Below are 20,857 nucleotides of genomic sequence, written 5' to 3' on the forward strand. Positions count from 1 at the left end.
ACGTGTGCAGACGGCTGTCGCTACCTCGTCAGAGCGTCGTGAATCGCGACGCCGAGTTCTGCTCTCGGTGAGTCCGGGAACGTGTGATGGGTGGCGCCGTCGAGGATTCGGGTACTGATCGACGGCCAGTTCTTCTGGACGCGATCTCGCACCGCAGCACTGTCGTGAATCCGGCTGGACCCGGCGAGAACGACCGTCGTGGTCGCCTGGAGCGAGTGCAGCGCCGAAGAACTCGGCCGCCTCGGAACGATGGGCCGACGACGAGGGTGATGGGCTGTTCCGAGTTCGGACAGTCGGGACAGGTCGGCGTCGAGAACTGCGTCGCCCGTCTCCCACGCCGTGAATCGTCTCTGTCGCTCTTCCGACGGTCGCAGCAGGAGCGGTAACGCATGAGCCAGGTAGGCGGCGCGCATGCCGGCGAAGCACGAATTCGGATCGAGCAGGACGAGGCGGTCGACGTCGGCCGGCCGACGGAGAGCGAACGCCAGAGCGATCATCGCGCCGTACGAGTGAGCGAGAATCGACGGTCGCCGCAGTGCCGACCCGGCGAACACATCGTCCAACCACAGCATGAGGTCGTCGACGTTCCTCGCGGGTTCACCCGCCGGAACCGATCGCCCCACGTCACCGAGAATGTCCACCGCGACCACTCGGTGGCGACGACTCAGTTCGGTCGCCTGGCCGGTCCAGGCCATCGAGGTAGCCCCGGATCCGGGGAGCAGTACGACAGGGCGACCGTCGGTGGGACCGGCCGAGGTGACATGGGTGTCGCCGAATCGTGTCGGCACCATCGTCGTGGTCGTTTCCGCCGGCCACGTCCCGAGTACGCGGTCGTAGGCCGCAGCGAACTCCCGCCCCTCGGGCGATCGATGGAACGTCTGCATCGCGTCTGTCATGCGGCACCCCGTTGTCTCGATGGTCGAGTAATACGATAGGTGACATACTGATGCCGTGGACGAAGTCGATGCAACCCCTTCGGTGGACACGGACGTCATGGACCTGGTGCACGGCCTGCGTGCGCTCGTCGTCGAGCTCGATCTGCTGGGTGCGGGATTCGCCGAGAAGCACCGCATGCACAGCACCGACGTGCGGGCATTGATCGTTCTTCTCGATGCTGCTCGTGACGGTCGAACGGCTACTCCGTCCTGGCTGCGGACGCAGCTGGGAATCACCTCGGCGACCGTGACGGCACTCGTCGACAGGCTCGAACTCGCCGGCCACGTCGAACGGCAGTCGGTCGTCGGTGACCGCCGCAAGGTGGCCCTGAGGGTCACCGACAAGGCGCAGCGACTGGGCACAGAATTCTTCGGCCCGCTGATCCTCAGGGCGGCCACGCAACTCTCCGAGTTGTCGGACGACGACCGAGCAACCATCCGTCGGTATCAGTCCGCGATGCTGGCCGCCATCAGATCGACTGCGCCGGGCTCGTGAGAGCCGTGTTATCGCCGACTACTGGTTCTGCATCCGATTAGCCGCAGCGACAAGGGCTTTGGCGGTCGACTCTGTCGGATCCGAGCCCGTCCCCATGGCCCACGCGGTGCGGTGATCCTGCTGTCCGCGGATGTAGGTGACGTATCCCGTCTCGGTGATCTGCTGGTGGAACGACAAGATCTCGAGGTTGACGCCGACGTCGTAGAGCATCGACGTCATGGCCTCGGCGGGCCCGTGGCAGACGATCGACGAACTGCGGATGGTGTCGCCGATGGCGAGGGTGGCCGTGAACTCGAACCTGCCCGCGCCCTTCGGCGCGCACTCTGCGGAACCGAGCCGGATGGGGCCCGAGGTGGGCGAGTAGGTGTGGACGAACTCCGCGAAGGACATGCCGTCAGCCTCCGCGCGCAACCCGTGCGGCAGAGCCGACGAGGCGTGAATGGCAGCGGAACTGTGTGAGAAGTGTTCGGTGAGGGAATGTGCGCTGGTGCTCATGTCGCTGGGGTCTTTCCGGTGAGAGGAAGGACCGACGGGCGCTCGTTCGACCCGCAGCGGGGGGTCGGTCCGAGATCAGACCCCGCTGCGGTGAACTACGAGAATGCGCGACATGGCCCCAGAGTAGCTGCGTCGCGGCGTCACAGGCAAGGGTCCGGTTCTCGATTGCTCTCTGTTCGGTTCTAGAACACGCGCTAGAGAAGGGCAGAGAACGCTACCGACGTTGCTACCGTCACGCCATGGACCCCGTTCGCAATCCGTACGCACCCGGCGCCGGCCAGCGGCCACCCGAGCTCGCCGGCAGGTCCAAGCAACTCGACGCGTTCGACGTGGTGCTCGAGCGCATCGCGCGCGGTCGGCCCGAACGCAGTGTCGTGCTCACCGGGTTGCGCGGCGTCGGCAAGACGGTGCTGCTGAACCACCTGCGATCGGCGGCGATCTCGCGGAAGTGGGGAACCGGGAAGATCGAGGCCCGCCCCGACCAGGACCTGCGGCGACCGCTGTCGTCGGCGCTGCACATGGCAGTGCGGGAGATCGCGGTGGCGCATCGCGATCCCGAACGCGTGGACCAGTTCCTCGGTGTGCTGAAGTCCTTCGCTCTTCGTGCGTCCGCAGACAAGGGCATGCGGGACAAGTGGCAGCCCGGCATCGACGCGCCCGCTCTCAAGGGGCGCGCGGACACCGGTGACATCGAGATCGACCTGGTCGAACTGCTGCTCGACGCCGCGTCGCTGGCTCGGGACGTCGGCGTCGGTATCGCCCTCTTCATCGACGAGATGCAGGATCTCGCGGCGGAGGACATCTCCGCGATCTGCGGCGCGTGCCACGAACTGAGCCAGGACGCGGCGCCGCTGATCGTCGTCGGCGCCGGTCTTCCCCACCTGCCTGCGGTGCTGTCCGCGTCGAAGAGCTACTCCGAGCGACTGTTCAGCTACCACCGCATCGACCGCCTGGACCGCGCTTCGGCGGACCGCGCCCTCATCGCACCGGCCGAGCGGGAGGACGTCGAGTACACGAGCGAGGCACTCGACGCGCTGTACGAGGCCGCGGACGGGTACCCCTACTTCGTTCAGGCGTACGGCAAGGCGACGTGGGATCTGGCCGCGGACAGCCCGATCACGGTCCACGACGTGCGGGTCGCAGCACCGACGGCCGAGGACGAGCTGGCCGTCGGGTTCTTCGGATCCCGTTACGAGAGAGCAACTCCCGCCGAACGCGAGTACATGCGAGCGATGGCCGACCTGTCAGGCGACGACGGTCCCGTCTCCACGTCGAAGATCGCCGTGGAACTCGGACGGAAACCGGCGTCGCTGTCCCCCGCACGCGACGGGTTGATCAAGAAGGGACTGATCTACTCCGCCGAGCGCGGGTCGATCGGCTTCACCGTCCCCCACTTCGGGCGGTACCTGAGGGCGCAGGCCGACTAGCGCCGACCTGCACGCTTTGGGTGTGGAACCGGCTACTCGGCTGCGGGAACCCGCAGGATGAGGGCGTCGCCCTGTCCGCCGCCGCCGCACAGTGCTGCGGCGCCGACTCCGCCGCCGCGTCGCTGCAGCTCCAGGGCGAGGTGCAGGGCGATGCGGGCGCCGGACGCGCCGAGGGGGTGACCGATGGCGATGGCGCCGCCGTTGACGTTGACCTTCTCGGGGTCGATGCCCAGTTCGCGGGTGGAGACGATGCCGACGGCGGCGAACGCCTCGTTGATCTCGACGAGGTCGAGGTCGGTCGGGGCGATGCCCTCCTTGGCGCAGGCGGTGGTGATGGCGTTGGCGGGCTGGGACTGGAGCGAGGAGTCGGGTCCGGCGACGACGCCGTGGGCGCCGATCTCGGCGAGCCAGGTCAGTCCCAGTTCCTCGGCCTTGGCGCGGCTCATGACGACGACGGCGGCGGCGCCGTCGGAGATCTGCGACGCGGAGCCGGCGGTGATGGTGCCGTTCCTGTCGAACGACGGGCGGAGCTTGGCGAGGCTCTCGGTGGTGGTGTCGGCGCGGATGCCCTCGTCGCTGGTGACGACGACGGGGTCACCCTTGCGCTGCGGGATGCTGACGGGAACGACCTCGTCGTCGAAGACGCCGTTCTTCCAGGCTGCGGCGGCGCGCTGGTGCGACGCGGCGGCGAAGGCGTCCTGCTCCTCGCGGGTGACGAAGCGGGTGTCGGCGTTGCGGTCCTCGGTGAGGGCGCCCATGGCCTGGTCGGTGAAGATGTCGTACAGGCCGTCGTAGGCCATGTGGTCCTTCATGGTGACGTCGCCGTACTTGAATCCGCTGCGGCTCTTCTCGAGCATGTGCGGGGCGAGGGACATCGATTCCTGGCCGCCGGCGACGACGATGTCGAACTCTCCGGCGCGGATCATCTGGTCGGCGAGGGCGATGGCGTCGACACCGGACAGACACACCTTGTTGATGGTCAGGGCAGGAACGCTGAGGGGGATGCCGCCGGCGTGGGCGGCCTGGCGTGCGGGAATCTGGCCTGCGCCGGCCGTGAGGACCTGGCCCATGATGACGTACTGGACCTGGTCACCGCTGATCCCGGCCTTCTCGAGGGCGCCGGCGATGGCGACGCCGCCGAGGTCCGAGCCGGAGAGGGTCGACAGCGATCCGAGCAGACGGCCGATGGGAGTGCGGGCACCGGCCACGATGACGGACGTGGTGCCGGAAGGTGCGGTCATGCTGTTTCCTCACTGGTGGGGGCAGATGTGATGGTGGATGCGGCGGGGTCGATCCCCAGAGCGGTCAGAGCCATGGTGGACAAACGGTGTCGGAGCAGCGACGCGGGCACGCGGCCCATCGACTGCGGAGTGGAGTTGAGCAGACCGAACGCCGCGTGAGCCTGGACACGAGCGTCGTCCTCGGAGCAGTCCGAGTCCAGTTCCCGCAGGGTGCGGACCCAGATCTCGACGTAGCGGCGCTGCAGCGAGCGCACCGAACGCTGGGCGTCGGTCGGCAGGTTCGCGAGATCGCGGAACTGGATCTCGATGAGGCGCGGCGAGGTCATGGCGAAGTCGAGGTGGAACGCGACCAGTTCGTGCAGCGTCGGCAGCGGTGCCGACCGTCGCGCCAGGACCTCTTCCCCACCGGCGTGGAGGTACTCGGAGATTCCCACCAGCAGTTCGACGAGGACGGCTTCCTTGTTCGGAAAGTGGCGATACACGGCGGGACCGCTGATCCCCACCGCGGCGCCGAGGTCCTCGAGTCGTAGACCGTGGTACCCGCGCTCCGCGACGAGGACGGCGGCGGCGTCGACCAGTGCGCTGCGGCGCTCGGCCTTCATCCGTGAACGTTCGGTGGACGCGGAGCCCGCCGCAATACGGTTCACCACCCGGGCCTCCCACCTGTCGTCGGTCGCGAGCAGCCAGTTTACCGTATTCGGTTAGTGACCATTCACTTGGTGACCGCGCTCTCTTCGCGGGATTTCCGCGATGCGCGCCCGTCTGCGGCGGTACATTCATTCCGTCCATGTCGGTCGGGGTCACGAGAGAGGCAGCATGGTCTCGATGTCCTCGCCGACCCGTTTTCTCGTGGTCGGTGCGCTCGCGATCGCCGTGTACGCGACGCTTCCGCCCGGCGTGGTGTCCAGCGTGCTGTACTGCGTCATCGCCGTGGGTGCGGTGGCGTCCATTCCTGTCGGCATCCGCGCACACCGCAAGGTGAGCACCCATTCGTGGTGGATCGTCGCGACGGCGCTGTCGTTCTGGGTCGTCGGCGACATCGCGATCGCGGTGATGGAGAACTCGGGCGGCGGAGTACCTCTCCCGTCGGTGGCGGACGCCGCCTACGTCCTGGGGTACCTCCTCATCGTCGTGGCCCTGCTGTCGGTCCGCAGTTCGGGGACCCCGATGCTGAGTCCGGCGGACGGACTCGAAGCCGCGATCATGACCGCGGGGGTGGGTCTCGCGTCCTGGGTCGTGGTGTCCGGTCCCCGAGGCGAGCGCGTGCCCGACGCCGGAACGTGGCTCGGCATCTTCTACACCGAGATCGACGTCTTCCTGCTGGTACTGCTCGTCTTCGTCGTGTTGAAGCGACGCGCGGGCTCCACCACCCACTGGCTGCTGGGTGCGGCCACGGCACTGATGGTGGTCGCCGACTACACCTCGTACGTGGTGGTCGCGGACGGTCCCGCCGAGAGCACGATCCTCAACGTCTGCTGGCTCGCGTCCTACGTGCTCTTCGGTGCGGCGGCGTTGCGACACGACGAGCGTCCGCGTGTCAGCACCATCAGTCGTGCGCAGACGGGGATGGCTCGACTGATCCTGCTGACCTCGGCCGTGGCGATGACGCCGGTCGTCATGAGCATCGAACTGATGCGCGGCACTCCGGTCACTCGCTGGGGGCCCGCGGTGGTGATCGCCGCCTCGATCATCGTCGTCCTCGGCGCCGTGCGGATGACCTCGTTCCTGACACTGCTGCAACGACAGTCGCGGGCACTGCGCCTTGCGGCCGACACCGATTCCGTCACGGGACTGGCGAACCGCGGCCGGCTCGGGCGCCGGCTGCACGAGATCCTCGGTCCGGAGGGCCGCGACGGAGTGGCCCTGGTGCTGGTGGATCTCAACCGGTTCTCCGACATCAACCAGACCTTCGGCTACGCGGTGGGAGATCAGGTGCTCACCGAGATCGGTCGCCGACTCGTCGACACGGTGGACTCGTCGGCGACGGTGGGACGTCTCGGGGGTGACGAGTTCGCCCTCGTCCTGCCGGGCCCCGTCGACAGGCACGACGCCGTAGCGGTCGCGATCGCTGCGCAACGCGCGGTCGGGGCCCCGCTCGAGGTGCGGGACATGAAGCTGACGCTGGAAAGCAGTGTGGCCGTGGCACTGTCGACCGACACGCCGCACCCACGATCCGAGGAGCTGGTGCAGCGGGCGTACGCCGCCGTGGTGGCCGCGAAGTCCCGGCAACCGCGACTGGCCGTCTACGACCACACGATGGACATCGACAGGATCGATCAGCTCCGGAGGATGGGCGAGTTGGAGGACGCCATCACGGGAGGTGAGCTCGAGGTGTTCTTCCAGCCCCGCCTCGACCTGCGCACCGGAGCCGTGTCGGGAATGGAAGCCCTTCTGCGGTGGCGACATCCGCGCGAGGGGCTGCTGCTGCCGGCCGCGTTCCTGCCGAGTGCGGAGCAGACCGGCATGCTCCCGGCCGTCACCTCGTTCGTCATCGACACGGCGATGGCCGCGTGCCGACGCTGGCGGCTGGCGGGACTGGACATCGACGTGGCCGTCAATCTCTCCGTCCGGGATCTCGTGGACTCCTCCCTGGCGTCCCGAGTGCGAACGGCTCTGGACGACCACGGCCTTCCCGGGCACGCCGTCGTCTTCGAGGTCACCGAGTCGTCCGCGATGACCGATCCCGAACGATCCATCGACACGCTCGAAGCGCTTCGCGCGCAGGGAGTCTCACTCTCCATCGACGACTTCGGCACGGGGTACAGCTCCTTGACGTACCTGGCGTCGCTTCCGGTGCAGCAGCTGAAGATGGACCGGTCCTTCGTCACCTCGCTCGCGTCGGACTCCGCCAACCTCGCGATCGTCCGATCCACCATCGCTCTCGCGCACAGCATGGGTCTGCACATCGTGGCCGAGGGCGTCGAGGACGAACACACCCTCGACGTGCTGCGCGGACTCGGATGCGACGCGGTGCAGGGCTTCCACATCGCGCGGCCGGTCCCCGCGGGCGACGTCGTGCGCACGGTGAAGGCCGTGAACTCTGCAGTGGGCGCCGCTCGTACTGCTGTGTGACCCAGCGCACCGGCGACGGCGGGTTCTTTGTAACCTGAGGCCCGAGTCGACTCGCACCACCACCCCTCGACCGTCGACCGGCGAAAGGACAGTCCGTGCGCGCAGTGCAGGTGACCACCCTCGAAGGCCCCGAAGCCCTCACCCTCACCGATCTCGACGAGCCCACCGGCGACGGCGTGGTGATCGACGTGCGTGCGGCCGGCGTGGCCTTCCCCGACGCACTGCTCAGTCGTGGGCTCTACCAGTACAAGCCGGACCTGCCGTTCGTGCCCGGAAGCGAGGTCGCCGGTGTCGTGCGGTCCGCGCCCGAGGGCTCGGGATTCGCGCCCGGTGACCGAGTGGCGGCGCTGACCGGATTCGGCGGCGGTATGGCCGAGGTGGCGGTGGCGACCCCCGACCTCGTCTTCGCGCTGCCCGACGCCGTCTCGTTCGAGGCCGGTGCGGGACTGCTGTTCAACGATCTGACGGTGCACTTCGCCCTCCGCGAGCGCGGACGTCTGGCCGAGGGCGAGACCGTCCTGGTCCACGGCGCCGGTGGCGGCATCGGGACATCGACGCTGCGACTCGCCCCGGTACTGGGAGCGTCACGCACCATCGCGGTGGTGAGCAGCGAGGCCAAGGCCGAGGTCGCTCGCGCCGCGGGCGCCACCGATGTGGTGATGCTGCAGGGCCCGAACGGCGAGGGCTGGAAGGACACGGTCAAGGAACTCACCGGTGGCCGCGGAGTCGACATCGTCATCGACCCCGTCGGTGGGGATCGCTTCACCGACAGCATCCGATCGCTGGCGCCTGCGGGTCGACTCGTGGTCATCGGCTTCACCGGTGGCGACATCCCGACGGTCAAGGTCAACCGACTGCTGCTGAGCAACGTCGAGGTCGTCGGCGCCGGATGGGGTGCGTGGTGGATGAGCCGGCCCGGTTACACGACGACGCAGTGGGCCGAGCTCGAGCCGCTGTTCGCCTCGGGCGCGCTGGTGGCGCCGGAGCCGGTGGTGTACCCACTCGACAAGGCCGGCGAGGCCATCGCATCTCTCGAGAACCGGACCGCCACAGGCAAAGTCGTGGTGACGCTGCAGTGAGTGATGCCTATCGGGACGGTCTCGCGGTCCGCCGCGAGGTGATGGGCGATACCTTCGTCGCGGCCGCCCTCGAGAACAGCACGGGCACCGACTCGGAAGCGTTGCAACGCCACGTCACCGAGCACGTGTGGGACGCCGTGTGGAACAGGCCGGGCCTCGACCGACGGAGTCGGAGCCTGCTGAACATCGGCATGCTGATCGCCCTCCGGGCCGAGCAGGAGCTCGGCGGGCACATCCGGGGCGCACTCACCAACGGTCTGACCCGCGAGGAGATCGTGGAGTCCGTGGTCCACGCCAGTGGCTACTGCGGCGCGCCGGCGGCGCTCGCAGCGATGCGGGTGGTGCAGCGAGTACTCGACGAGGAGCTGGGTCCGCTCGAGTAAGGTCGGGACATGCGTATCGGTGCACACGTCCGCAACTCGGAGAACCCGCTCGGCGAGGCCGAGGATCTCGACGTCGACCTGGTGCAACTGTTCCTCACGGACCCGCAGAAGTGGAACAAGCCCGTTGTCGGTTCGGGGTTGGAGGCGGTCCGGGACAGTGCGGTCGACATCGTCGTCCACTCGTCCTACGTCATCAACGTCGCGAGCCTGAACAACCGCATCCGCATCCCGTCCCGCAAGGCCGTCGCGCAGCAGGCCGACGTGGCCGCAGAGATCGGTGCCCTCGGGTTGGTGGTCCACGGTGGACACGTTCGCGACGGGGAGGATCCCGCCGAGGGAGTGGCCAACTGGCGCAAGCTGTTCGAACGGCAGGCCGAGTCCGGTGGATTCGCGGTTCCGATCTGGATCGAGAACACCGCCGGCGGCGACTCCGCGATGGCGCGGCGCTTCGACGCCATCGCTCGCCTCTGGGACGCCGTCGGGGAGTTCGGAGCAGGGTTCTGCCTCGACACGTGCCACGCCTGGGCCGGCGGCGAGGACCTCGTGGACGCCGTGGAGCGCGTCAGGGCGATCACCGGACGCATCGACCTGGTGCACCTGAACAACTCTCGCGACGAGTTCGATTCGGCTCGCGACCGTCACGCCAATCTCGAGAGCGGCGAGATCGAGGCCGAGGTGCTGGCCGCCGTCGCCGCCGCGGCGGATGCTCCGGTGATGCTGGAGACGCCCGCCGACGGCATGAAGGACGACGTCGCGTACCTCCGCTCGCTCTGAGTCAGACTGCGTCGGCGGGTACCGGCTTCTCGGACCGGACGCTCGCGAGAGCGAGCAGCGCGATGGTCGCGCCACCGGTCATCGCGATGGCCATGGCTGGGCCGTCGTTGCCGAGGACGCCCACCAGAGGCGCGATGAGCGCACCGATGCCGAACTGCGCGGCACCCAGCAGAGCGGCGGCGGTGCCGGCGGCCTCACCGTGGCGTGACAGGGCGAGCGCCGGGGAGTTGGGCATGACGAATCCTGCCGACGCCAGCACGAACAGCACGGGCACCATGAATCCGACGATGCCGCCGAATCCGGTGGTCGTGGTGATGATGAGGGCGGCGCCGGACGCGGCCATCGCGACCAGTGCCACGGTGACGATCCGCTGCGGGGTGAAGCGCTGCAGCGCCAGGACGTTGAGTTGCGACGCGCTGATCAGTGCGACGGCGCCGATGCCGAACACCAGGGCGAACTGCTGCTCGCCGAGTCCGTAGCCGTCCTGCAGCACGAACGAGCTGCCGGAGATGTAGGCGAACAGCGCGGACATACCGAGGCCGGCCACGAGAACGAGAACCACGAACCGTCGGTCGCCGAGCAACGATCCGTAGGTGCGCAGGACGGGCAGGAACTCGTTGGGTCGACGACGCTCCTCGGGGAGCGTCTCCTTCAGCAGGAACATCGCCACGAGCATGAGGGCGGCACCCACGACCGCGAGCCCGGCGAACACGCCGCGCCACGACCCGTGGATGAGGACGAGGCTGCCGAGGCTGGGTGCCACGATCGGCGCGACGCCCATGACCAGGACCAGACGCGACATCACGGTGGCGGCGGGCCCTGCCGTCGAACAGGTCGCGGACGATGGCGATCGCGATGACCATGGCGGCGGCGGCACCGAAGCCCTGCAGGGCTCGGGTCACACCCAGGACGCCGACGGTCGGAGCGATCATGCACAGGAGCGACGCGACGATGTGGATCATCGTTCCGGCGATGAGGGGCCGTCGACGTCCCAGGGAGTCCGAGAGCGGCCCGATCACCAGCTGTCCCACGGCCAGTCCGATGAGGGTGCCGGTGAGGGTGAACTGCACCGCGGCATCCGTGGACCCGAGGTCCTCGGTGATCGCGGGCAGCGCCGGGAGGTAGACGTCGATCGTGAGCGGCCCCAGTGCGACGAGGGCGCCGAGAACCAGGATGGTGCGAAGCCTGGAGGGTGCGGCCGGCTGGTCGGAGGTACCGACTGCCGTGCCGGGAGTCGCCGAGGTGGTGCGGGAGTCTGTCGTCACCCGGGGTGCAGCACCGTGCGGCCGCGATGTGTTCCCGATCCGTGTGACGGTCAGGTGAACTGTCGGCGATGCGTGAGGTGCGGGACTGTCGGAACGGGGGACTCCCCGCGGTCCAGCGCAGCCACCAGAAGGTCGGCCCACCGCATCAGGCCCGCGATGTCGATGTCGTGGGGTGCGTCGGCGTACGTCCCGATGCGATCACGTCCCTGCGTCAACAGCGAGGTGGCTCCCACGCTATTCCCCCGCAGCAGGTGGGTGAGACCGACGGCGAGCTGGGCCAGGCCCTGCCACAGTGCACGTTCCCCTGGCGTACTGATCTTCCACGTGCCTTCGAGGATCTCGTGCGCGTGGAAGGGCATGCCGTCGTCGAGGAGCTGCTGGGCACGGACCAGGGACTCGACCGGCGGGAGCTGGACGTCGTCCGGAATGCGCTCGACGCCCTCGGCTCCGCGGGGCAGGGGACGTCCGAGCCCGTCGCGGGGCCGGCCGTTCTGCGGCCGGCCCTCGGGGTTGCGCTCTCGTCTCGGCGTGACCACCGAGACGACGCTACTCGCCGACCTTGTCCGACAATGCGGTCAGACGGTCGAGCTCGTCGGCGGTCAGCGACAACGTCGGGGCGTCCGTCAGGGACGCGAGCTGTTCGAGACGGCTCGCGCTGGCGATGGGTGCCACGATGCCGTTGCGGGAGAGCAGCCACGCCAGTGCCACGGTGGGGATCGCGGAGCCGTGAGCGTCCGCGATGTCGGCGAGCGCCCCGACGACCTCGAGGCCGGCGTCACTGAAGTAGCCGGACGTCATCGCTGCACGGGGTGTGCCCTCGATGTCCTCGCGCGTGCGGTACTTGCCCGTCAGGAAGCCCGAGGCGAGCGCGAAGTACGGGAAGACGCCCAACTGATTCTTCTCGGCGACCTCCATCAGCTCCGGCTCGTAGCTGCGGCGATGCACCAGGTTGTAGTGCGGCTGCAGCGCCACGGGTGCGTCGAACCCCTCGCGCTGTGCGATGTCGATCCACTGCCGCGCGCGCTCCGCCGTGTAGTTGGAGACACCGACGTACCGCACCTTGCCGGCCTTCACGAGTGCGTCGAAGGCGGCCACCGTCTCCTCGAGCGGGGTGTCCGCGTCATCGAAGTGTGCGTAGTAGAGGTCGATGCGATCGGTCTGCAGGCGCTGCAACGACGCGTCGGCCGCGGCAGCGACCGTGCCCGCGGCCAGACCCTTGAACTGCGGGTGCTGGCTCACCTTGGTGGCCAGGACGACGTCGTCGCGCCGGCCCGTCGAGGTGAACCAGTTCCCGATCACCGTCTCCGACTCGCCGCCCGAGTTACCGGGGGCGAAGGCGGAGTACGAGTCCGCGGTGTCGATCAGCGAACCACCGGCTCCGAGGAAGGCCTCGATGATGCGGTGCGAGTCCGGCTCGTCGCTCGTCCATCCGAAGGTGTTGGCACCGAGTGCGAGCGGGAAGACGTCCAGGTCCGAGGTTCCGATACGAGTCATGTTCGGTGCAACACCTGTGAGCCGTCGCTATTTCCGCCCGGCACCGGGTGAGAGGCGTCCGTCAGGACAGCGCCGCCGTGCTGACGCCGATGCCGCCCGTGGTGTCGGCGCCGTAACGAGCGATCTCCGCGTCGAGGTCCAGCGGAGCGATGCTGGAACGACCGTGGAGGACGGCGTCGTCGACGCGGTCCGCGGGAACGAGCCAGGCGATCTCGAACTCGATGCCGTCGGGATCCTGGCCGTAGAGACTCTTGGACGTCGAGTGATCGGATGCGCCGACCAGTGCGCCCGCGGTGGCCAGCTTCTCCCGCAGGTCGACGAGATCGGACAGCGTCTGCACCTCCCAGGCCAGGTGGTAGAGCCCGACGGTGCTGCGGCCGGCCGGGGACGCGCCCGCTCCGTCGCCGACGGAGAACAGGCCGAGGTCGTGGTCGTTCGTGCTGTCCGGCGCCTGCACGAACACGGCGCGATCGCCCATGGACATGACGACGCGGAAACCGAGCACGTCCGAGTAGAAGCGTGCGCTGCGCTGGGCGTCGCGCACGTAGAGCACGGCGTGGTTCAGACGGGAGATGGCCATGAGAGGTCCCTTCGGATCGAGGCGTTGTCGCTAGCTTGAAGCTTCAACTTAAACTGTACCCCGGTTGTTCCCGCAGCCGCGTGGACACAGCCTGCGTGAACCGAACACCCGCTCCTGCGTGCGGGAGATCGTGTGGGCTCACCAGTACCTGTATGCACACACCTCGCAGCGTCCGTCAGTGATGGCGGTGGTCGGTGACCACGGTGCGCGGACCGAACTTCGGGCGCAGGGCCGTTCCGCTGACCTCGATCAGACGTACCGCGCGATAGCGGTGCGGCCGGATCGGCGCCAGGTACTCGAGCATCTCGTCGTCCGTCATCGGTGCCCCCGTCAACGTCCATCCGATCACCGACGCCAGGTGGTAGTCGCCGACGGACAGAGCGTCCGCATCTCCCAGCGCCCGTTGCATCACCTCGGCCGCGGTCCACACGCCGATTCCGGGAACGTGGCGCAACCGGCGCTCGGCATCCTCCCTCGTCATGGACACGATCGGTTCGAGCTTGTCGGCCAGGGCGGCGCTCCGCACGATCGTCTTGGAGCGTTTCGGATCCACGTTCGCCCGGTGGAACTCCCAGGACGGCACCCGTCGCCAGACCTCGGCGGGCGGCGGTACCCGCATTCCCGCGGGCGCCGGTCCCGGTGCCGGCTCGCCGAACTTCGAGAGCAGGTAGCGCCATGCCGCGAAGGCGGCGACCCCGTGCACCTTCTGCTCCAGAACGGCCGGGACCAGCGCTTCCATGACCTGCCCGGTGCGGCCGATGCGCAGATGGGGAAATCGACGATGCGCCTCGGCGAGGATGCGGTGCTCGGGCGCGAATCCGTCGGCGTCGTCCTCCATGCCCACGAGCCCTGGAAGAGAGTCGAGGAACTCCGCTGAGCCGGCGCCCCAGACCTCGCAGGTCACCTCGAACCGGTCCACCTGGCGCAGGCGATACGTCACCGGCCCCGTGCGAAACCGTGAGGTGCGCCAGATGGATCCGTCGGCCTCCACCCGATGGGCGGGATCGCCCGCTCCGCGGCGGTGTGGCGACAACGAATACCGCAGGGCGAGTGGGCGATCCGAGGTGAGAGTGATCTCCACCGCGCCGCCGCGGGAAGTGTGTCCGGGGTCGAGCACGGGAAACGAGCTAGCCGACACGGACGAGGGTGCGACCGATGGTGGCCCCGTCGCGCAGGGAGTCGAGCACTCCCGCCACCTCGTCGAGAGTCACCTCGGTGGTGACCTCGGCGAGCCGACTCGGGCGCAGGGAACCGGCCAGGCCGTTCCACAGGGTGCGTCGGGCCTCGATGGGCAACTGCACCGAGTCGATGCCCAGCAGGGCCACTCCCCGGAGAATGAAGGGCAACACCGTGGTCGAGAGCCCGGCTCCCCCGGTGAGCCCGCTGGCGGCGACCGCGCCGCCGTACCTCGTGGTGCTGAGTACGTGCGCGAGGGTCTTGCCGCCGACACAGTCGACCGCGGCGGCCCACTGCGCCTTCCCGAGGGGACGCGGCGCCGCGTCGGGGTCCTCGGGGAGGCGGCCGATGATCGAGGACGCGCCGAGTGTGGTCAGCAGGTCGTGTGCCGACTCCTTGCCGGTGGAGGCGACCACCTCGAACCCGGCCTGCGACAACAGGTCCACGCTGACACTGCCGACCCCGCCGCTCGCTCCGGTGACCAATACCGGACCGTCGGACGGGGTGAGGCCACGCGCCAGCAGGGCCTGCACGCTGAGTGCGGCGGTGAAGCCCGCGGTGCCGATGGTGGCGGCGTCGGCCGTCGACAGTCCCTCCGCGAGTGGCACGACCCACTCGGCCGGAACGCGCGCGTACTCGGCATAGCCGCCGTGACGTCCGGTGCCGATCTCGTAGCCGTGTGCCACGACGCGGTCACCGACCGACACCCCGTCGGACGTCGAGGAGACCACCACACCGGCGAGGTCGATGCCGGGGACGATGGGGTACTCCCGCACCACTCCGCCCTTCGGGGTGACGGCCAGGGCGTCCTTGTAGTTGGCGCCCGAATACTCGACGCGGACGACCACCTCGCCCTCCGGCAGGAACGACAGGTCGACCGTCTCGGACGTCAGATCCACACCGTCGTCGGTGTGCCGGGCGACCAGGGCGCGGAAGTTCTCCGGGATCTCGGTGGCGGATCGATCGTCGGTCGGCGAGGTCACGTGGCGTCTCCCTGTGTCGGTCCAGATCGAAGTCTGGGCTGATGGTTCACGTTCGAGAGTAGGCCGAGCCGTGGACAGGGTGTGCGCTCGGCGCGGGACCGCGGAATTGTCGGTCCTCGGCCGTACTGTCTCGAGGGTGATCATCGTGAGTACCGACGGTTCGTGCCTGAAGAACCCCGGCGGGGCCATCGGCTGGGCCTGGGTCGACCACACCGGCCCGTCCGCCTCCGGCGGAGAAGCGTCCGGCACGAATCAGATCGCCGAGCTCAGGGCGTTGTACGAGGCCGTGGCCGCGCATCCGGGTCCGGAGCCGATGCTCATCGAGTCGGACAGCCAGTACGCCATCAAGTGTGCGTCGGAGTGGCTCGCCGGATGGAAGCGCAAGGGCTGGCGCACGTCCACGGGTGGGCCGGTGCGCAATCTGGAACTGGTCCGCGCGATCGACCGTGCCATCACCGAGCGCGAGGGTCCGGTGCGGTTCCGCTGGGTCCGCGGACACGTGGGCAACCAGTTCAACGAGATGGCGGACGAGCTGGCAGGAATCGCTGCGCGGGCGATCCGAGACGGTTCGCTGACGCCGTGCGAGCCGGTCGGCGCACAGGAACCCGTCACGCTCTTCTAGAGCAGAGGCTCATTCCTGGCGAGCGGTCTGCTTGTCGTCCTTGTCGCCGGCGGTCACGTCGCGCGGACTCGGGGCGGGCAGATCCTTGCCCTCGTCCACGGCGGCCTCACTCCGATCGAGGGTCGGCGCCGGCTCGGCCTCGGCATGGTTGTCGAACTCGCGCACCGCCTCGTCGCGCTCGTCCGGACTCTGTGCCGTGTCCGCACCCGTGCCCTTGGACTCCTCGCGCGGGTCGATGGATGCGGTGTCGACGGGCTCGTTCACGGAATCACTCATGAGCACCGGTGTGCCCGGTCCACCGCGCTGTCAACCCTTCCGCACCTGTCACGGCGTCGGAGCGGGCGTCAGGGTCACCGAGAACTGGTTCTCCAGATTGTCGGTGAACTGCTGCTGGCACTGCTCGACCCGTGTCGCGTCGCCACCGGCGTCGCTGAGGCAGGTCGCGAGGTCGCCGACTCCCACCTCGTTGAACACCCACACGGTCAGGGCGATGAACACCGCGCCACCGATGATGCCGAGGACACCCAGCACCAGCCCTGTCGTGGCGACGCCGCCGTTCGTGGCTTCGCGGCGCTTGACTCGGCCGCGGCCGAGCACGCCGAGCACCACGGCGATGATGCCCAGGAAGATGCCGAATCCGAAGGTCCAGAAGGCCAGGATCGACAGGATGCCGAGAACCAGCGCCGCGATTCCCACGCCGTTCTTCGGGCTGACCGGGGGCTGGCCGTAGCCGCCGTCGTAGCCGCCGGGTGGTGGGTACTGCCCGCCGGAACCGGGCTGCTGACCGTACTGAGGCTGCTGACCGTACTGAGGCTGCTGGCCGTACGGCGGTTGCCCGCCGTACTCGGGCTGCTGGCCGTACTCGGGCGTGGGACCGCTCACTGGTCTCTCCTGACGGGCGACTCGGCTGGTGTCTCGCACTGTAGCGCCGGACGGCACCTTCGGCGTGGGTGCGTGATCGCACCGTTACCGCAGGTGTCCGGTGGGGTATCTCAGCAGGATGAGTACGTGGACCGTCAGCGACGGCACAGTCCTGCACTACACCGACCAGGGAACGGGACGGCCGCTCGTGATGCTGCACGGGTGGGGATTCAGCGGCCGCTTCTTCGACGGCAGTGTCGATCGGCTCGCCGAGTACGCCCGCGTGATCACCGTCGATCTGCGCGCTCACGGTGACTCGGAGGATCCGGGCCACGGCTACCGGGTGTCGAGGTTGGCCAAGGACCTCCGCGATCTGCTCGTGGGGCTGGAGCTGACGGACGTCACAGTCCTGGGGTGGTCACTGGGTTGTCCCGTGATCTGGAGTTACCAGGAGCTGTTCGGCACCGACCTGCTGGCGCAGGCTATCTACGTCGCGCAGACTCCTCGCCAGTACCGGACGCCCGAGTGGACCCTGGCGCACACCAGCATCTTCGACGACGCGTCGCTGGCCGCGGTGCAGGGCCGTGTGACGTACGACCGCGAGAACTTCGACCGCGAACAGCTCGACGAGATCACCGCCACCGACCTCCCCGCCGAGCGTGTCGAGGTCCTCCTCGCGGAGATGACGAAGATCTCCTCGGAGGCGCGCAACGCGGTGATGGCGGACCACACCCATCACGACTGGCGTGATCTGCTGCCGGCACTCGATCTGCCGTCGCTGGTCATGGTGGGCAAGCACGACAAGGCGTTTCCGTGGGAAGCGGCACAGTACGTGGGTGACACGATTCCCGGCGCGCGCACCGTCGTGTTCGAGAACAGCAGTCACGCACTGTTTCTCGACGAGCCGCGGAAGTTCGAGGACGAGGTGCTCGGCTTCCTCGCCGAGCACTCGTGACCTCGGTGGTTTGCGGACAGCGGTTCGCGGACACCCGGCAGGCATGAGTCAAGACCTGTACACCGCCACTGTCACCGCCACCGACGGATCGATCTCCTCGAGCGACGACGTGCTCTCCCTCGATGTCCACGAGCCCTCCGACCTCGGGGGTCCGGGTGGGGCGACCAACCCCGAACAGTTGATGGCCGCTGCGCTGAGCTCCTGCCTGCTCGAGTCGCTGCGCATCGCAGTCGGTACCGCGGGTGGATCCCTCGAGGGTGCATCGGTGGAGGGACAGGTGACGCTGTCCTCCGCGGACGGCGCGGGCTACGACGCGGCCTACCGCCTCGGCGTGACACTGCCGGGCGTCGACAACCCGGGCGACGTGCTCGAGCAGGCACGGTCGATCTGCCCGTTCCTCAAGACCGTCACCGGCGTGGACGTGACGCTCAGCGAGTGAGCGCCGCCGGCTGACCGTTCCCGCGGGTGTTCCGCCTCGCCGTAGTGGTTGCAGCCGCTGCGGGAGCATGGAGTGCCTGCGGGAATCACTCTCGGCCCCCGCCATGTCCGCCTCCAGCGAACGCCCTCATCTGCGGGAACACCGGGGACCGCCGCCAAGTTGAGCTGATCACGCGCAACCTTGGAGGACCCCATGAGCGAATCGACTCGCTTGCCCGTTCTGTTCCTGACCGACCCCGTCGTCCTGCCCGGCATGGTCGTGCCGGTCGAACTGGACGACGCTGCCCGCGCTGCGGTCGACGCCGCGCGGACCAGCGCCGACGGCACTCTGCTGATCGCCCCACGACTGGACGACCGCTACCCCGCCTACGGCGTCGTGGCGACGATCGTGCAGGTCGGCCGTCTCGCGACCGGTGAGCCGGCTGCGGTGCTGAAGGCGGAGAAGCGTGCGCACATCGGCACCGGAGTCAGTGGCCCCGGCGCCGCTCTGTGGGTGGAGGCCGAGCCGGTGTCCGAGCCGGAGCCGACGGACGCCCTACGGACTCTCGCCGCGGAGTACAAGAAGCTCGTTCTGGCCATGTTGCAGCGCCGCGAGGCATGGCAGGTCATCGACTCGGTGAACAAGCTGTCGGACCCGTCCGCGCTGGCCGACACCGCCGGCTACGCGTCGTGGCTCACCGATGTCCAGAAGCGACAGTTGCTCGAGACCCCGGACGTGGCAGCACGATTGACGGTGCTGACCGAGTGGACCACCGACCACCTCGCCGAGGTAGAGGTGACGGACAAGATCGCCGGCGACGTCCGCGACGGCATGGAGAAGACGCAGAAGGAATTCCTGCTGCGCCAGCAACTCGCCGCCATCCGCAAGGAGTTGGGCGAGGGCGAGCCCGACGGTGCCGACGACTACCGCGGACGCGTCGAGTCCGAAGACCTGCCCGACTCGGTTCGTGAGGCGGCGCTGCGCGAGGTGGGCCGGCTGGAGCGCTCGAGCGATCAGAGTCCCGAGAGTGGTTGGATCCGAACGTGGTTGGACACGGTCCTGGAACTGCCGTGGACGGTGACGACCGACGACAGCACGGACATCGTGGCAGCGCGCGCCGTTCTCGATGCCGACCACCACGGACTCGACGACGTGAAGGACCGCATCACCGAGTACCTGGCCGTCCGGTCGAGGCGCGCTTCACGCGGTCTGACGGTGGTGGGCGGACGCGGATCCGGTGCCGTCATGGTGCTGGCCGGTCCTCCCGGCGTGGGCAAGACCTCGCTGGGCGAGTCGGTGGCGAAGGCGTTGGGCCGCAAGTTCGTTCGCGTCGCCCTCGGTGGCGTGCGCGACGAGGCCGAGATTCGCGGACACCGGCGTACGTACGTCGGAGCCCTGCCGGGCCGGATCGTGCGTGCGATCGCCGAGGCAGGCTCGATGAATCCCGTCGTCCTGCTGGACGAGATCGACAAGATCGGGTCGGACTTCCGCGGTGACCCCGCGGCGGCGCTGCTCGAGGTGCTCGATCCGGCTCAGAACCACACGTTCCGGGACCATTACCTGGACCTCGATCTCGACCTGTCGGACGTGGTCTTCCTGGCGACCGCCAACGTGATCGACCAGATTCCGACAGCGCTGCTGGACCGTATGGAACTGGTGACCATCGACGGTTACACCGTGGACGACAAGGTCGTCATCGCACGGAACCACCTGCTTCCGCGGCAGGTCGACCGCGCTGCACTGACCGATGCCGAGGTGACCGTCACGGACGCTGCACTCCGCACGATCGCCGCCGACTACACCCGCGAGCCCGGTGTCCGTCAGTTCGAGCGACTGCTGGCGAAGGCGTTGCGCAAGGTGGCGACCGTGCTGGCGCAGGACGAGCGGCCCATCACGGTGGACGAGCCCGATCTGGTCACCTACCTCGGACGGCCCCGCTTCACCCCCGAGGCACACGAACGCACCGAGGTCCCCGGTGTCGCGACGGGCCTGGCCGTGACCGGTCTGGGCGGCGACGTCCTGTTCATCGAGGCGAGCTCGACGGGTGACACCGCCGGTCTCACCCTCACCGGTCAGCTCGGCGACGTCATGAAGGAGTCGGCGCAGATCGCGCTCTCCTACGTGCGGTCGCACGCGGCGGAACTCGGGGTGGACCCCACGGCGCTGGACAAGGCGATCCACATCCACGTGCCGGCCGGCGCCGTACCGAAGGACGGCCCGTCCGCGGGCGTCACGATGGTCACCGCGCTGGTGTCGATGGCGACGGGGCGACCCGTGCGGTCCGACGTCGGCATGACGGGCGAGGTCTCCCTGAACGGTCGGGTACTCCCGATCGGTGGGGTGAAGCAGAAATTGCTCGCCGCTCAGCGCGCCGGACTCACCACCGTGTTCGTTCCCGCGCGGAACGAGCCCGATCTCGACGACGTGCCGGCCGAGGTACGGGCTGCCGTCGACGTCCGGCCCATGTCGGACGTCGCCGATATCGTCGCCCAAGCCCTCGAACCTGCGCGGGAGCAGGTCGCCGCGGCCTGACCACGGAATGAGCGGGGCAGCGCGGGGGTTGCCCTCAGTGCAGGTGAACGGGCCGCGCCGTGGGTGTGC

Annotated in this window: 21 protein-coding genes and 1 pseudogene; 10 read left to right on the forward strand and 12 right to left on the reverse strand. The window is 68.7% G+C overall.

The window, feature by feature from the left end:
- Positions 1-20: 20 nt before the first annotated feature.
- Positions 21-896, reverse strand: coding sequence for an alpha/beta fold hydrolase (locus tag QE449_RS01835; RefSeq protein ID WP_307097034.1), 876 nt, complete (start codon positions 894-896; stop codon positions 21-23).
- A gap of 55 nt (positions 897-951) precedes the next feature.
- Here QE449_RS01835 and QE449_RS01840 point away from each other — a divergent pair, with 55 nt between their 5' ends.
- Entirely contained in the window at positions 952-1,431 is a 480-nt protein-coding gene (locus QE449_RS01840; RefSeq protein ID WP_307108084.1) for a MarR family winged helix-turn-helix transcriptional regulator, read from the forward strand.
- Between the two features lie 18 nt (positions 1,432-1,449).
- On the opposite strand, the gene QE449_RS01845 is transcribed toward QE449_RS01840, so the two are convergent.
- The gene (locus QE449_RS01845) at positions 1,450-1,926 is read right to left on the reverse strand and encodes an alpha-isopropylmalate synthase regulatory domain-containing protein (protein WP_307097037.1); all 477 of its coding nucleotides are present in this window, start codon (positions 1,924-1,926) and stop codon (positions 1,450-1,452) included.
- A gap of 239 nt (positions 1,927-2,165) precedes the next feature.
- Here QE449_RS01845 and QE449_RS01850 point away from each other — a divergent pair, with 239 nt between their 5' ends.
- Positions 2,166-3,353 carry an AAA family ATPase gene (locus QE449_RS01850; protein WP_307108085.1) on the forward strand — a complete coding sequence of 396 codons (1,188 nt, stop codon included), beginning with the start codon at positions 2,166-2,168 and terminating at the stop codon, positions 3,351-3,353.
- Positions 3,354-3,385: 32 nt separating this feature from the next.
- Here the strand turns inward: QE449_RS01850 and QE449_RS01855 are convergent, their stop codons facing one another.
- Together QE449_RS01855 and QE449_RS01860 are read right to left on the reverse strand one after the other, a co-directional pair.
- Positions 3,386-4,594 carry an acetyl-CoA C-acetyltransferase gene (locus tag QE449_RS01855; RefSeq protein ID WP_222632311.1) on the reverse strand — a complete coding sequence of 403 codons (1,209 nt, stop codon included), beginning with the start codon at positions 4,592-4,594 and terminating at the stop codon, positions 3,386-3,388.
- The gene (locus QE449_RS01860; protein ID WP_051613430.1) at positions 4,591-5,196 is read right to left on the reverse strand and encodes a TetR/AcrR family transcriptional regulator; all 606 of its coding nucleotides are present in this window, start codon (positions 5,194-5,196) and stop codon (positions 4,591-4,593) included. Before QE449_RS01860 ends, QE449_RS01855 begins: the two co-directional genes overlap by 4 nt.
- A gap of 223 nt (positions 5,197-5,419) precedes the next feature.
- On the opposite strand from QE449_RS01860, the gene QE449_RS01865 reads away from it, so the two are divergent.
- From QE449_RS01865 to QE449_RS01880, 4 genes are all read left to right on the forward strand, one after another.
- Entirely contained in the window at positions 5,420-7,666 is a 2,247-nt protein-coding gene (locus tag QE449_RS01865) for a bifunctional diguanylate cyclase/phosphodiesterase (RefSeq protein WP_307108086.1), read from the forward strand.
- Between the two features lie 95 nt (positions 7,667-7,761).
- Complete coding sequence (locus tag QE449_RS01870; RefSeq protein WP_027506074.1) at positions 7,762-8,745, forward strand: NADPH:quinone oxidoreductase family protein; 984 nt, start codon at positions 7,762-7,764, stop codon at positions 8,743-8,745.
- A gap of 41 nt (positions 8,746-8,786) precedes the next feature.
- The gene (locus QE449_RS01875; RefSeq protein WP_051613431.1) at positions 8,787-9,128 is read left to right on the forward strand and encodes a carboxymuconolactone decarboxylase family protein; all 342 of its coding nucleotides are present in this window, start codon (positions 8,787-8,789) and stop codon (positions 9,126-9,128) included.
- A 9-nt stretch (positions 9,129-9,137) separates the two neighbouring features.
- On the forward strand, positions 9,138-9,902 hold the full coding sequence (locus tag QE449_RS01880; RefSeq protein ID WP_307108087.1) for a deoxyribonuclease IV: 765 nt from the start codon (positions 9,138-9,140) through the stop codon (positions 9,900-9,902).
- Between the two features lies 1 nt (position 9,903).
- Here the strand turns inward: QE449_RS01880 and QE449_RS01885 are convergent.
- The 6 genes and pseudogenes from QE449_RS01885 to QE449_RS01910 all read right to left on the reverse strand — a co-directional run bounded on the left by QE449_RS01885 (position 9,904) and on the right by QE449_RS01910 (position 15,400).
- Positions 9,904-11,167: pseudogene (locus tag QE449_RS01885) on the reverse strand (multidrug effflux MFS transporter).
- Between the two features lie 50 nt (positions 11,168-11,217).
- Entirely contained in the window at positions 11,218-11,703 is a 486-nt protein-coding gene (locus QE449_RS01890) for a DUF309 domain-containing protein (protein WP_222632303.1), read from the reverse strand.
- A 10-nt stretch (positions 11,704-11,713) separates the two neighbouring features.
- Positions 11,714-12,661: an aldo/keto reductase gene (locus QE449_RS01895; RefSeq protein ID WP_307108088.1), complete on the reverse strand. Its 948-nt coding sequence runs from the start codon at positions 12,659-12,661 to the stop codon at positions 11,714-11,716.
- Between the two features lie 61 nt (positions 12,662-12,722).
- Positions 12,723-13,241 carry a VOC family protein gene (locus QE449_RS01900; RefSeq protein ID WP_307108089.1) on the reverse strand — a complete coding sequence of 173 codons (519 nt, stop codon included), beginning with the start codon at positions 13,239-13,241 and terminating at the stop codon, positions 12,723-12,725.
- Between the two features lie 175 nt (positions 13,242-13,416).
- Complete coding sequence (locus QE449_RS01905; RefSeq protein ID WP_373428247.1) at positions 13,417-14,379, reverse strand: DNA-3-methyladenine glycosylase; 963 nt, start codon at positions 14,377-14,379, stop codon at positions 13,417-13,419.
- Complete coding sequence (locus QE449_RS01910; RefSeq protein ID WP_373428248.1) at positions 14,369-15,400, reverse strand: oxidoreductase; 1,032 nt, start codon at positions 15,398-15,400, stop codon at positions 14,369-14,371. The genes QE449_RS01905 and QE449_RS01910 overlap by 11 nt, the downstream gene beginning before the upstream one ends.
- A 136-nt stretch (positions 15,401-15,536) precedes the next feature.
- On the opposite strand from QE449_RS01910, the gene QE449_RS01915 reads away from it, so the two are divergent.
- Positions 15,537-16,022, forward strand: coding sequence for a ribonuclease H (locus QE449_RS01915; protein ID WP_027506082.1), 486 nt, complete (start codon positions 15,537-15,539; stop codon positions 16,020-16,022).
- Between the two features lie 9 nt (positions 16,023-16,031).
- Here the strand turns inward: QE449_RS01915 and QE449_RS01920 are convergent, their stop codons facing one another.
- Both QE449_RS01920 and QE449_RS01925 read right to left on the reverse strand, forming a co-directional pair.
- A complete protein-coding gene (locus QE449_RS01920) occupies positions 16,032-16,298 on the reverse strand; it encodes a hypothetical protein (RefSeq protein ID WP_056695702.1) in 267 nt (88 codons plus the stop codon).
- Between the two features lie 48 nt (positions 16,299-16,346).
- The gene (locus QE449_RS01925) at positions 16,347-16,904 is read right to left on the reverse strand and encodes a DUF4190 domain-containing protein (RefSeq protein ID WP_307108090.1); all 558 of its coding nucleotides are present in this window, start codon (positions 16,902-16,904) and stop codon (positions 16,347-16,349) included.
- Positions 16,905-17,022: 118 nt separating this feature from the next.
- On the opposite strand from QE449_RS01925, the gene QE449_RS01930 reads away from it, so the two are divergent.
- The 3 genes from QE449_RS01930 (at position 17,023) to lon (ending at position 20,788) form a co-directional block, all read left to right on the forward strand.
- Complete coding sequence (locus QE449_RS01930; protein WP_222649934.1) at positions 17,023-17,838, forward strand: alpha/beta fold hydrolase; 816 nt, start codon at positions 17,023-17,025, stop codon at positions 17,836-17,838.
- 43 nt (positions 17,839-17,881) lie between these two features.
- Positions 17,882-18,277: an OsmC family protein gene (locus QE449_RS01935; protein WP_222632294.1), complete on the forward strand. Its 396-nt coding sequence runs from the start codon at positions 17,882-17,884 to the stop codon at positions 18,275-18,277.
- Between the two features lie 192 nt (positions 18,278-18,469).
- Entirely contained in the window at positions 18,470-20,788 is a 2,319-nt protein-coding gene (gene lon, locus QE449_RS01940; protein WP_307108091.1) for an endopeptidase La, read from the forward strand.
- Positions 20,789-20,857: the final 69 nt, after the last annotated feature.

The sequence above is a fragment of the Rhodococcus sp. SORGH_AS_0303 genome (assembly GCF_030819335.1).
Classification (GTDB): Bacteria; Actinomycetota; Actinomycetes; order Mycobacteriales; family Mycobacteriaceae; genus Rhodococcoides.

Bases quoted from the DNA above. Each gene is read 5' to 3' on its own strand.
- QE449_RS01835 (WP_307097034.1), bottom strand. From the start codon at position 896: ATGACAGACGCGATGCAGACGTTCCATCGATCGCCCGAGGGGCGGGAG.
- QE449_RS01845 (WP_307097037.1), bottom strand. From the start codon at position 1,926: ATGAGCACCAGCGCACATTCCCTCACCGAACACTTCTCACACAGTTCC.
- QE449_RS01850 (WP_307108085.1), top strand. From the start codon at position 2,166: ATGGACCCCGTTCGCAATCCGTACGCACCCGGCGCCGGCCAGCGGCCA.
- QE449_RS01855 (WP_222632311.1), bottom strand. From the start codon at position 4,594: ATGACCGCACCTTCCGGCACCACGTCCGTCATCGTGGCCGGTGCCCGC.
- QE449_RS01860 (WP_051613430.1), bottom strand. From the start codon at position 5,196: ATGAAGGCCGAGCGCCGCAGCGCACTGGTCGACGCCGCCGCCGTCCTC.
- QE449_RS01865 (WP_307108086.1), top strand. From the start codon at position 5,420: ATGTCCTCGCCGACCCGTTTTCTCGTGGTCGGTGCGCTCGCGATCGCC.
- QE449_RS01875 (WP_051613431.1), top strand. From the start codon at position 8,787: ATGGGCGATACCTTCGTCGCGGCCGCCCTCGAGAACAGCACGGGCACC.
- QE449_RS01880 (WP_307108087.1), top strand. From the start codon at position 9,138: ATGCGTATCGGTGCACACGTCCGCAACTCGGAGAACCCGCTCGGCGAG.
- QE449_RS01895 (WP_307108088.1), bottom strand. From the start codon at position 12,661: ATGACTCGTATCGGAACCTCGGACCTGGACGTCTTCCCGCTCGCACTC.
- QE449_RS01900 (WP_307108089.1), bottom strand. From the start codon at position 13,241: ATGGCCATCTCCCGTCTGAACCACGCCGTGCTCTACGTGCGCGACGCC.
- QE449_RS01920 (WP_056695702.1), bottom strand. From the start codon at position 16,298: ATGAGTGATTCCGTGAACGAGCCCGTCGACACCGCATCCATCGACCCG.
- QE449_RS01930 (WP_222649934.1), top strand. From the start codon at position 17,023: ATGAGTACGTGGACCGTCAGCGACGGCACAGTCCTGCACTACACCGAC.
- QE449_RS01935 (WP_222632294.1), top strand. From the start codon at position 17,882: ATGAGTCAAGACCTGTACACCGCCACTGTCACCGCCACCGACGGATCG.
- lon (WP_307108091.1), top strand. From the start codon at position 18,470: ATGAGCGAATCGACTCGCTTGCCCGTTCTGTTCCTGACCGACCCCGTC.